This window comes from Vibrio sp. SBT000027 (genome assembly GCF_963894355.1).
Lineage (GTDB): Bacteria > Pseudomonadota > Gammaproteobacteria > Enterobacterales > Vibrionaceae > Vibrio > Vibrio splendidus.
On the sequence record NZ_CAWQGD010000003.1, the window covers coordinates 190,084 to 202,023 of the forward strand.

At 45.1% G+C, this 11,940-nt stretch carries 10 protein-coding genes; 4 read left to right on the top strand and 6 right to left on the bottom strand.

Translation table 11 applies throughout. The annotated features are described in order from the left end of the window. Positions 1-2 precede the first annotated feature (2 nt). The 4 genes from AACU28_RS09450 to AACU28_RS09465 form a co-directional block, all read right to left on the bottom strand. On the bottom strand, positions 3-545 hold the full coding sequence (locus AACU28_RS09450; RefSeq protein ID WP_017083769.1) for a hypothetical protein: 543 nt from the start codon (positions 543-545) through the stop codon (positions 3-5). 19 nt (positions 546-564) lie between these two features. After that, positions 565-1,698, bottom strand: a complete 1,134-nt coding sequence (locus tag AACU28_RS09455; protein ID WP_017083768.1) for an ATP-grasp domain-containing protein — start codon at positions 1,696-1,698, stop codon at positions 565-567. Continuing rightward, positions 1,695-2,282 (bottom strand): DedA family protein, encoded by a 588-nt coding sequence (locus AACU28_RS09460; protein ID WP_054542380.1) that lies wholly within the window; start codon positions 2,280-2,282, stop codon positions 1,695-1,697. Before AACU28_RS09460 ends, AACU28_RS09455 begins: the two co-directional genes overlap by 4 nt. Before the next feature lie 316 nt (positions 2,283-2,598). Next, positions 2,599-4,575, bottom strand: a complete 1,977-nt coding sequence (locus AACU28_RS09465; RefSeq protein WP_121602835.1) for a bifunctional 2',3'-cyclic-nucleotide 2'-phosphodiesterase/3'-nucleotidase — start codon at positions 4,573-4,575, stop codon at positions 2,599-2,601. Positions 4,576-4,989: 414 nt separating this feature from the next. Between AACU28_RS09465 and cysD the strand changes: the two genes are divergently transcribed. The 4 genes from cysD (at position 4,990) to cysC (ending at position 9,818) form a co-directional block, all read left to right on the top strand. After that, positions 4,990-5,934: a sulfate adenylyltransferase subunit CysD gene (cysD, locus tag AACU28_RS09470; protein WP_226088532.1), complete on the top strand. Its 945-nt coding sequence runs from the start codon at positions 4,990-4,992 to the stop codon at positions 5,932-5,934. An 18-nt stretch (positions 5,935-5,952) separates the two neighbouring features. Then, a complete protein-coding gene (cysN, locus tag AACU28_RS09475; RefSeq protein ID WP_017083766.1) occupies positions 5,953-7,383 on the top strand; it encodes a sulfate adenylyltransferase subunit CysN in 1,431 nt (476 codons plus the stop codon). Positions 7,384-7,448: 65 nt separating this feature from the next. After that, complete coding sequence (locus AACU28_RS09480) at positions 7,449-9,173, top strand: SLC13 family permease (protein WP_121602836.1); 1,725 nt, start codon at positions 7,449-7,451, stop codon at positions 9,171-9,173. A gap of 24 nt (positions 9,174-9,197) precedes the next feature. Continuing rightward, positions 9,198-9,818, top strand: a complete 621-nt coding sequence (gene cysC / locus AACU28_RS09485) for an adenylyl-sulfate kinase (protein WP_017094030.1) — start codon at positions 9,198-9,200, stop codon at positions 9,816-9,818. 166 nt (positions 9,819-9,984) lie between these two features. Here cysC and AACU28_RS09490 read toward each other — a convergent pair whose 3' ends face one another. Both AACU28_RS09490 and AACU28_RS09495 read right to left on the bottom strand, forming a co-directional pair. Continuing rightward, positions 9,985-10,893, bottom strand: coding sequence for a TIGR03899 family protein (locus AACU28_RS09490; RefSeq protein ID WP_017086683.1), 909 nt, complete (start codon positions 10,891-10,893; stop codon positions 9,985-9,987). Between the two features lie 527 nt (positions 10,894-11,420). Further along, positions 11,421-11,936, bottom strand: a complete 516-nt coding sequence (locus tag AACU28_RS09495; RefSeq protein ID WP_004735277.1) for a DUF3299 domain-containing protein — start codon at positions 11,934-11,936, stop codon at positions 11,421-11,423. Positions 11,937-11,940: the final 4 nt, after the last annotated feature.

The following is an 11,940-nucleotide window of genomic DNA, read 5'->3' on the forward strand; positions in this document are numbered from 1 at the left end:
GATTATTGCTCCCTCAGATAGCTGCTGGTGGTTGGGGCATAACCAAAGGTATTGCATGTTTCGACATCAAGAAAGGTCGTGATCACTTTGATCATCGCATAGTGATGATTGGCATGCAGAGCAGCAAAGGTGACCTCTCTTTCTAACGTAGAAGGCAGGCTGGCGAATACTTGTGTATCCATTGAAACTTCGGTTTGGATCATGATAGGCGCTTCGAGATCTCTGCGGTCTAATCGTTCAAGCCAGTTGATCACATAATGGATCTCTTTTACTGCAATTGAGCGGTCGTATTCGACGGGATGACCACGACGACGAGTGTTGTAATCAACGGTCGCATTCTCTTTTAAGATTAAGGCGTGAAAAAGATCGAGCGTGTGACGAGTATGCTCACCAATAGAGCTTGTGACATGCGGCTTTGCTCGTGTCAGATAGTCGCTGTCAGATATCGCTAACAAAAACTCTAGACCCTGATTCAATATCTCTACCGCTCCTTTGATACTAGGAGAGAAAGAAGTGAGGGCGCTCGGTTGGGCTATGGGGTTCATTCATGGTCCTCGTACAAAGTTAGTCAGTGGTCGGATATTGTTGAACAAGACGTCGCTCTTCTTGCCACGCAGCGAATAAGCTCTTGAAAGAGGGAGTCTTATGGCCTCGTTGTTTTTGCTGAGCGCCAATATCAAAAAGAATGCGGTATTGCAGAAGTAGCGTAGAAAATATCTCTCGCAGCGGTGTGTTGCGATCCCAGATATGCCCAGCCTCACTGCTTGCGCCATTGACCTCAAGGATCGTGAAATCCTCGCCGTTCATTAGGCTGTGCATGTCTTTAAACTTGACGTCGAGTCGGCCAAAATGAAAACCATCGAAGTCATCGAATATCTCGTCTAAACGTTCAGTTAAAGCCTGAGTAATGTATTGATTGCCATCGCGGAAGATGCAGCCACGGCTATGGCTACCTGCGAACGCGAGTTGGAACTCTTCGCCCTCTGCGAGCACTTGATCCAATTTATCTTCATGCCTTGGTAGATACAGGTGGCTGAGTTGCCCAGCACGCGGGCTATTTTCAATTAACTGCTTGAGTGTCGACTTGCCATCACCCATCACCATTGGCGCATATTTGAGTGTGATCGAGATGATCTCGCCTTGCTTTTTGTTTGGGTAACGAACATAGAAAACGCCAGCTTCTGCCTGATAAGGCGCCTTTTCTTGCAGTAGAAAGCGAGCATTATTTGGGAAAGATTCAACATATTGCTCAAGTTGATCTTGTGTGTTGATCAGCTTGACGCCAACGCCTCGACAGCCAAGATCCGGTTTAGCGACAATCGGGAAATCAAGATCGGATTGTATGAGTGCGCTGCGTGCATCTTCAGCTTGTTTCTTACCGCTGAGATCCGTTTTGGTGAGGGTGATAAACGGAGAGATCCAACGCTGACTTGAAGATCCGGCAAGGCTTAATATCTCGTGTTTTGATTCGCCTACCATTCCGCTTAACTTGATGCTTGGGTTGGCAATGAGCGGCAACGCCCAGTCAAAGTGCCGTAACCCTTGCATCAGGCTTTGAATCACGACTGGCGTGTAGAAGAACCAAGTTGGAAGAAACTCATAAGGAGAGACACTGCGCACGGTATCTTTTTCAAGCAAAGGCATGCCTGCATTGATTTGATGTGCGGGAATGATGCGAATATCTTGCGGTGAACTCATGATAATCCTCTAGAGTAGGTTCTATTCATTAATCGATTGCCGATAAACAGCAAAGCGATGGCACACGGGATGATGATCCATTGATATTCAGAGGCTTGCAGCCACGCTGATGTCCCTAAATAGTAGATGGCAGAGAAGACAATGCCAGTCCAGATCGCGGTGGCGCTGATGACAGCAAACAAGAAAGTAGGCAGTGGGATGGCGAAAAAGCCACTTAAGGTAAACCCGACGGTGCGAAGCCCTGGAATAAAGCGGATAACAAAAAGGCTGCTGAATGCGTTCTGACGTAATTTGGTACGAAGCGAACGAAAGTACTTATTGGTGAGGGCTTTATATCGAACACCTCGGAAATAACGTCCTGACTTCCCTAAGTAATAAAGACCGAGATCACCCGTGGCAATACCGATGAAAATAGCAAGCAGCGCATATTGAGGAAGTATTAGACCTTGAGTCGCTATACCTGCCGCCGTAACAATCGCAAGATCTTCAAGCAGGTAAGAAAGCGCGATGATGCCAAGCATCAGCCATAGCAGCGACTCCTCTCCTGAATGTAACCATGCTTGAATGCTCTCGACGGTGCTCATCAAATGTCCTTATCTATCCTATAGATGAATGGCTTAACCACCATTCATTGAGTGTAGTAAATTAAATAGACAGGAGGAGCAGATAAAAACTTACAGCTGATTAGTGTTTTTTTGTGTTGGATTCATTCAATTGGTGGTTTGAGTCGTGCTGTTTGACTGCTGTTTGAAGCTAAAGGCGTGGCATTTGGAAGCGGGTTGAACGAGAGTTTGTCGTTCGACAAATTAGAGCTTTGGACTGAACATTTATAAGAAAAGAAAAAGGCTGAGTCGTTAAACTCAGCCTTTCATAACGTTAACTATGGATTACTTAAGTAACCTATTTAGTTAGGTCAATCTGGTAAACAGCAAAACCAACATCGTCAGTCGCAACACGTTTCATCGGGTATTGACCCTTCTCTTTAATGAACTCTGCTGCTTTGTCGCTTGGAGATGTTTCAAAGCGGATATCTAGCTTGTTATCTGTTTTGATTGGTGCAAATGACCAATTGTTATCCGCGCTTGGGCTCACTTGACCTTGCTCTTTGCTTACGCGAGAGATGTAGTTTGCAAGAACAGTACGGTTCTCATCTGGTGCATCAAATGCGATGAAGTCTTCACCTGTGCCTGGGAACTTAGCGCTGTATGCACGGTAGTTGTTGGTTGCGATCAGGAAGTCTTGCTTCATGTCGATTGGCTTACCTTGGTAAGTTAGGCCAACAATACGCTGTGAGTCAGGGTTAACCACTTTACAGTTTGCATCGTATTTAGCAGGTTGAGTTACGTCGATTTGGTAATCAACACCGTCGATAACATCGAAGTTGTAAGTACGGAAGTTATCCCACTCAATCAACTGTTGTGGTGCTGTTGAGTTAACATCCACTTGGTTGAACTGACCTGCAGAACACTCAAGCCACTCTTTTACTTCGTGACCTGTTACCTTCATCGCAACTAGCGTGTTCGGGTAAAGGTACAAGTCAGCTGCGTTACGGAATGTCAGTTGACCAGATTCAACCTCAGTGAAGTTCGCTGGGTCATTCTTACGGCCACCAGCTTTGAATGGTGCAGCCGCGGAAAGTACTGGCGTACCATCTAGGTCAGGGTCACCTTGGATGAACTGTTCAACGTAATCTTTCTGTGCAAGGTTAACGATTTGAACTGTTGGATCGTCTTGTACTAGAGACAAGAAGCTGTACATCACATCGTCTGCTTTACCAATCGGTTGGTTAACAAACTCACGAGTACCAGCGTGGTCTTTTTCTAGTGCTGTTACGATGCCTTCATCAGCTGCAGCAAGCGATTTCTTCTCGATTTTGTCGTAGATAGGGCGCGCTTCTGATTGGCCTTTAATCACTTCCCACTTACCGTCTTTTTGTGCAAGTGTTAGATCCATAACACCAACGTGGCTACCCCAACGACCAGGCATTACTGCTGCAACGCCGTTCATTGTGCCCGTTTCGTTGTCGATGCCTTGAATGTCATCAAAACCTTTACCTGGGAAAACTGCGTGAGAGTGGCCGAATGCGATCGCATCGATGCCGTCTACTTCAGATAGGTAGAACGTTGAGTTTTCTTCGCCATTTTTGTATGGGTCAGTTGATACGCCTGAGTGAGGGATAGCAACGATAACTTCAGCGCCTTCCGCTTTCATTTGAGGCACTAGCTCGTTAGCCGTCTCAATGATATCGCGAGCGATCACTTTACCTTCAAGGTTCTTCTTATCCCACGTCATGATTTGTGGTGGAACAAAACCGATGTAACCCACTTTTACTTCGTGCTCTACGCCAGCAGTATCTTCGAACGTGTGTGTCTTGATGATGTAAGGCGTGAAGTAGTGTTTTTTGGTTTCTGCGTCGTAAACGTTAGCACTGATGTACGGGAAATCAGCGTCGTTGATAGATTCTTCTAGGAACTCAAGACCGTAGTTGAATTCGTGGTTACCTAGGTTTGCAGCGTCGTAGCTTAGTTGGTTCATAGCTTTATATGCAGGGTGAACTTCGCCTGCTTCGATGCCTTTGTCTGCCATGTAGTCACCCATTGGGCTACCTTGTAGCAAGTCACCGTTATCCACTAATACGCTATTGGTTACTTCGCTTTGAGCTTCTTTTACTAGAGTTGCAGTACGTGCTAAGCCAATTTTTTTCGATGGCTTGTCTTTGTAGTAGTCGTAATCCATTAGGTTGGTATGGATATCCGTCGTTTCTACGACACGTAATTTAATCACTTCATCGGTATCTGGTGTTGTTGTGCAGCCTGCTAAAGTCAAACCAAGACCCGCAAGTACAGCCAATGACAAAGGTTTCATTGCAACTTTCATTTTGTAGCTCCAAAGTGGATAGTAGAAAATTCGTTGCGTAATGTAACAAAACCGAATGAAACAATGATTACAACGAATGTTAATTCGTGACTTAGATCGATTACTTTATGGTGTTCTGCAAGACGCCTCCCAAAGCTGCTCAATCGATGCGCAACTGATATCGATAATATTAGTCCATTCATTTCACCTGCTTATCGGTAAATTCAATCCCTTATCAGCTTTTCGAATAAAAAATGAAATTTTAGAATTTCCAGTAATATGAGAGGCTCGTCATAATGCCTATATCAAGGACGTATCAGGCAGATGAATAGCAAGGATAGCTCAAAACGAAGCTTCTGTTTTCTTCTAGTGCCAATACTCCCATTCACTCAAGTGGATGAGTTAAATCCCTTGCTTGGCAAGACCAAGTAATGAATTGCTCGTAACGCGAGCCTTAAAGGAAGCACTGAAATGGACCAAGAACGTTTAACCCACCTAAAACAGCTCGAAGCGGAAAGTATTCATATTATCCGTGAAGTAGCGGCTGAGTTTGATAACCCAGTGATGATGTACTCCATCGGAAAAGATTCTTCTGTGATGCTTCATTTAGCTCGCAAAGCGTTTTATCCAGGCAAGATTCCATTCCCACTATTGCATGTAGATACGGATTGGAAATTCCGCGAGATGATTGAGTTTCGTGATCGTACGGCTAAAAAGTACGGCTTCGACCTTTTAGTACACAAGAACCCAGAAGGTATTGAGATGGGTTGTAGCCCATTTGTACATGGTTCTTCGAAGCACACTGACATCATGAAAACACAGGGCCTTAAGCAGGCGTTAAACAAGTATGGGTTCGATGCGGCTTTTGGTGGTGCGCGTCGTGATGAAGAAAAATCTCGTGCGAAAGAACGTGTTTACTCTTTCCGCGATAAGAACCATACGTGGGATCCAAAAAACCAGCGTCCAGAGCTTTGGCACACCTACAACGGTCAGGTTAATAAGGGCGAAAGCATTCGTGTCTTCCCACTATCTAACTGGACTGAGCTTGATATCTGGCAATACATCTACCTAGAGAGCATCGATATTGTTCCACTTTACCTTTCAGACAAACGCCCTGTGGTTGAGCGTGATGGCATGCTGATCATGGTTGATGATGACCGTATGGAGCTGCAAGAAGGTGAAGTGATTGAAGAGAAAAGCGTTCGTTTTCGTACTTTAGGCTGTTACCCATTAACCGGAGCGGTTGAATCTGAGGCGAATACGCTAACAGGCATTATTGAAGAAATGCTGGTGGCGACGTCTAGTGAGCGTCAAGGTCGAGCGATTGACCATGATCAGTCGGGCTCTATGGAGCTGAAAAAGCGCCAAGGTTATTTCTAAGAATCTAAGGAAAGAAAAATGAATAGTGCAGTAGAAGCCGAATTGGCTGAACTAGGGATTGAAGGTTATCTAAGTCAGCATCAGCATAAATCTATGCTTAGATTTTTAACTTGTGGCTCGGTAGATGACGGTAAAAGTACGTTAATCGGTCGCTTGCTCCATGATACAAAACAGATTTATGAAGATCAGCTAGCAGCGGTTCACTCTGATAGCCAACGAGTGGGTACCACAGGTGAGAAGCCTGATTTAGCACTGCTTGTTGATGGCTTGCAGGCTGAGCGTGAGCAAGGGATTACGATCGATGTGGCTTATCGTTACTTCTCGACTCAAAAGCGTAAATTCATTATTGCTGATACCCCAGGGCATGAGCAGTACACGCGCAACATGGCAACCGGCGCTTCAACGTGTGATCTGGCTGTGATCTTGATTGATGCTCGTAAGGGCGTTCTGGATCAAACCCGTCGTCACTCGTTTATTTCTAACCTACTTGGTTTGAAGCATTTCATCGTCGCAGTCAATAAGATGGATCTGGTGGAGTACTCGCAAGATCGTTTTGAGGAGATTCGCGATCAATATCTAGAGTTTGCTGAAAACCTAGAAGGCGAAACTAATATTCAAATTCTGCCTGTTTCCGCGCTTGAAGGCATTAACGTTGCAGCGCCAAGCAAAGAACTTGCATGGTTCGAAGGTCCGTCTCTATTAGAAGTGTTAGAGAACGTCGATATTGACCAAAAACGTTCTGCAGGTGAATTCCGATTCCCTGTTCAGTACGTAAACCGTCCTAACTTAGACTTCCGTGGTTTTGCAGGCACCGTTGCCTCTGGCCGTGTCAGTGTGGGTGATGAAATCAAGGCGCTGCCATCAGGTAAAACGTCTAAGGTGGCAAGTATTGTGACCTTTGATGGCGAACTTGAATCGGCGCAAGCGGGTTTGGCAGTAACGCTGACTCTTGAAGATGAAATCGATATCAGCCGTGGTGATTTGATTGTGCTGGAAAATGCTCAAATTGAATCAACTAACCATGTATTGGCTGACATCGTATGGATGACAGAGCAACCACTGCAACCGGGTAAAGCTTACGACATCAAAATCGCAGGTAAGAAAACCGTCGGTCAGGTTGAAACGGTTCGTCACCAATATGACATCAACAACTTGTCGACTTACGCAGTTGATGAGTTACCACTGAATGGTATTGGCTTGTGTGAATGGTCATTGAACGAGACTGTCGCGTTGGATAAATACCGTGAGAGTGCTGATACCGGTGGTTTCATTGTTATCGACCGCCTGACTAACGTGACGGTGGGTGCTGGTTTGATTCGAGACCGTTTGGACTCTGTTGAACAGCAAGTCGGTAACTTCTCTGCATTTGAACTTGAGTTCAACGCATTGGTACGCAAGCACTTCCCTCATTGGGATGCCAAAGATCTAAGCCAATTACTGAAGTCATAAACGACTAAGTAACAGCTTATTGAATCAGGCGGAAACCCATCGTTTCCGCCATAAAGGACGGGTATATGTGGCAACAAGGATTTGTATTAGCGATTTTGCTCGGCATCATTACTTGCCTGCTCGTTACCCGTATTAAGCCAAGCTTTATCTTTGCTGGCGCGGCGTTTATTGCTTTTATGGCTGGCATGATCGATTTGTCGAGCTTAGCCAATAACTTCACTAACTCCTCGTTACTGACTTTAATTCTTCTTATCCTCGCATCAAGTGCGTTGGAGAAAACTCGCTTAATCAGTTGGGTTAGCCGTAATATCTCTGAAGGTAGGCTAGGTACCGTGGTTGCGAAGTTGGGTATTTCCACAGCGTTACTTTCTTCTTTTACTAATAACACGGCGGTGGTTGTTTCTTTGATCGGGGCGATCAAACGTAATCAACAACATGCGCCATCTAAACTGCTTATCCCTTTGTCATACGCTGCCATCTTAGGTGGAACCCTGACATTGATCGGCACCTCTACCAACTTGATCATCAATAGCTTTGTTGAAGATGCTGGACTGCCAAGCTTAAACTTTTTTACACCGACCTTGATCGGTTTAGCGGTGTTGGTCGGCGGTGTGTTGATCCTCATTCCTCTGAGCTACTTCTTACCCAGCTACGATGATGGTTCTCAAGACGATCTACCTTACTTTCTCGAGGCGCGAGTTGAGCCGGGTTCTCCTTTAGTTGGCCGCAGCGTCAGCGAGAATAACCTCAGAGCATTGAGAAAACTGTTCTTAGCGGAAGTGATTCGAGACGGTAAAACAACCGCGTCTATAGACCCTGACTTCATACTCCAAGCTCGTGATCGATTACTGTTTTGTGGTGATGTCGAGAGTGTTGCGACACTGCAAGAGATCCAAGGGCTAACTCTGTTTGGTCAGCACCACCTGAATGGCCAGAGCTTTGTTGAGGTCGTAGTCAGTTCATCGGCAAGCTTCTGTAATAAAACCCTCAAGACCAGCCAGTTTAGAGATCGCTTCGATGCGGTTGTGGTTGCCATTCGTCGTGGTCATGAACGCCTTGAAGGTGGCCTTGGAAACATCACATTAACCGCTGGCGATACCTTGATTTTGGTTCCAGGAAAACGTTTTGAAGAACAGCGTCAACAACACAATAAAGAGTTTGTGTTGATGAACGATCTAGACTCAAGCGCCAAGCTTGATGCCGATAAATCGACGTTTGTGTTGCTCGGCTTTGCCAGTGTGATTGGGTTATCGCTCGCTGAAGTCGTGCCGATTATTAAAGGGCTAGCGGGATTTTTATTATTGCTGGTGGCATTTGGTGTAGTACAACTTGGTGAGCTTCGCCGCCGTTTCCCCGTCGATATTGTCGTGATCGTTGGTTCGGCACTCTCTATTGCTCAACTGATGATTTCATCTGGGTTGTCTGCGCGAATGGGGCTGATGTTTATGGAGGCCTTTAATGGCTGGGGCGTGTTTGGAGCGCTAGTCGCGACCTATTTCATGACGTTGGTCCTAACTGAGTTGGTGACCAACAATGCGGCAGCGGCACTCTCATTCCCCATTGGCTACAGTATGGCCGTGGGCTATGGCGTCGATCCAATGCCGTTTATTATGGCGGTTCTGTTTGGTGCCAGTGCCAGTTTTATTTCGCCATACGGCTACCAAACCAACTTACTTGTTTATAGCGTAGGTAATTACCACCTTACGGATTATCTGCGCATCGGCATCCCAATCTCGATTGTTTATTCGGGTTTGGTGCTGACCCTAATTCCTTACTTTTTCCCATTTTAATGCTGTTTATTTAAAGGACTAATTATGACCGCAGTACTCAAACCAAAAGATGAGAATGTTGTGTGGCATCAACACTCGATTGATAAAACATTTCGCTCTGATCTGAAATCACAAAAACCAGCCGTGCTCTGGTTCACGGGATTATCTGGTTCTGGGAAGTCGACAGTCGCTGGAGCATTAGAAAATCGCTTGGCACAGCTTGGTTACCATACTTACTTATTGGATGGCGATAATGTGCGTCATGGGTTATGTAGCGACCTTGGCTTCTCTGAGCAGGATCGCCGAGAGAATATCCGTCGTATTGGTGAGCTCGCTAAGTTGATGGCAGATGCGGGTTTGATCGTGTTGTCAGCGTTTATTTCTCCACATCAAGCTGAAAGGCAGCTTGTGAGAGATTTATTGCCGGAAGGTGAGTTTCTTGAGGTGTTCGTCAATACGCCACTCGAGGTTTGCGAACAGCGTGATCCTAAAGGTTTGTATAAGAAAGCACGAGCTGGAGAAATCCCGAATTTTACAGGCATTAGCTCAGTGTACGAAGCGCCTCAGAACCCTGAGATAGATTTACCTGCGAGTGAGAATACACTCGATGAACTGGTGGAATTGTGTATTGATGCTTTAGAGAAGCGTAATATTTTAGCCAACTGAGATCGTTGGTATGACTAAGGCTACTCAGCTGTTTATCTGTTTATTCACGACCGATAAATAGTGCAGCCTTGGTTTACCGAGACAAGAAACCTATCCTCTAGATTCTCTTTATTCTTCTCAATATTCTTCACTTTTTACACCGTCTATTTTTTGCACCGTCGAGTGCCTAGACGGTGTAATTCACACTGCTTTTCACTTCTGTCTGTACCGTGAACTTCTGACTTAATAGAGCAATCAGTTGATCGTAATACTGCATGTTGGGTTTGTTGCCAAGTAAGGTGCACAGCTCATTACCTGTTGGACTGAATCGGTAATAAACCAGTTTAACCCCTTTTGAAATAGGCGCCAGTGACATGCTCTTACCTTGATAAGTCAGGTGTAGGGCTGGGTCGAAATCAATCTCTCCAGATTCTAATTCTGTTCCTAGAATAATCCCGAGCTCAATCAAATGGAGCAAACTAGAGTAGGGCAGGTTGTGTCCACCAAGGTTGATGGTGTTGGTGGTGTCCCTTTTGCCAAAGCTGAAGATTCCAGCATGGGATTTAAAGCCGAGTAATAGTTTTCTGCTGTTATCACTACCAAAGCTACAACCCAGTGACGCGGCTCTTTGCAGGGTGAGTGCTTCTTTTGGTGTCATGTCTTTTAAGATCTGAAGCGCCTTCATCGACGTCGAGCCTGGGTTGGTGACTTCTCGTTTCAGTACTTGAGCCCATAGCCTTTGCATCGATGTATTGTGGATCTCTTGTGCCATATCGAAGAAACGGTATAGCCAGTCCTGATCAGGGTCTCCAGCTGCTTCATCCTTACATGAAGAGTGTGCCAACTTTAGAATCTGTTCTAGGTTCTTTTGGCGAAGCTCTCTACGTTTTTTCTCTCGTAATAGTGCCCGTTCGATAAGCGTACTCTCAGCTTTATCGTTTGGCTTTGTACTATGACTAATTAAGGAATCGAGGCCGAAGCTTTGTGCGATGTGCAGCATTCTGCTTGCACTGTCGGCAATATGAGGCTTTTTCTCATGCTTTTGCTGTGTATCGCTAGCATGCTCAATGATCACTGGCTGTTTAGGTTCTGACATAAGAGTACCGTAAGGAGACGACCCAACACCAATCGTAGTAATTAATTGCTCGCCCTAGCTTGTTAAAACGCTCGATAACAGCGTTAGAATTTTTGATTGTAGAATAACTACTTATCAAAACTATTTATTGAAAAGAGCTTCCTTGTTCTCAAGCCTTTTTCCTACGCTATTTCTGAACACTTACTTATTGTGATTGGTATAACTGTCTAAAATGTAACTCTTTATCTTATTGGTGGCTAGATTTTGCGTGCAGAGTTGAAGGTTTCAACAAAATTTTACTTTTGCTAATGATAATAAAATGTTAAATTTGTTGTAATTCTCAAGGAGGAGTTATGAATCAAGTCAATGATAACAAGCTGAAGAAACAGCTTAGTATAGGGTTATTACTCGCTACTTATGTCGCTGTTCTAGCGTACTTATCTAATTACATCGCGTAATTTAGAATAAAATAATCGTTATTAAACTGTTATTGAATGATCTCACTCGTTCAGTGACGGCAGCTCATCCTTGAGCCACCCTTCTAATGACTACATGTCGTCATATTCTTCAATCGCAGTACCTTCAATAAGATAACCGGTTTGCGCCAAGTCATGGCTTATTGACTCAGTTTTCAGCGTACCCACTAAATAGATCACATCCCATAGCTGCTGGATTGGTGCACCTTTAGGGAACTTCACGTAGATGATTTGGTTTGGTGGTGGCGGTGGCACGTGGATACATGCGCCAAAGTACGGTACCAGCAGAAACTCAGTGATCATGTTCTCATCGCCTTCCAATGGAATCACAAAGCCAGGAATTTTGACTGTGCTGCCATTCAGCTCTGGGCGAACAGCGCCAAGTGTCGATTGTTGAGGTTTGTCCATGCTGTCGTGGTTAACCATCGGCATGCCAAATGAGTCGAGTTGTGCTCGCTCTGATTCTGGAATCAAGTCAATCCAATCGAGTGTTAATACCGATTCGTCAGTCTGAGTGGTTTCAGCGTGAGCTGTGCTGATAAATGGGAACATAAGTAACCCAAGTATCAGTAGGAATTTGCGTTGCATCGTA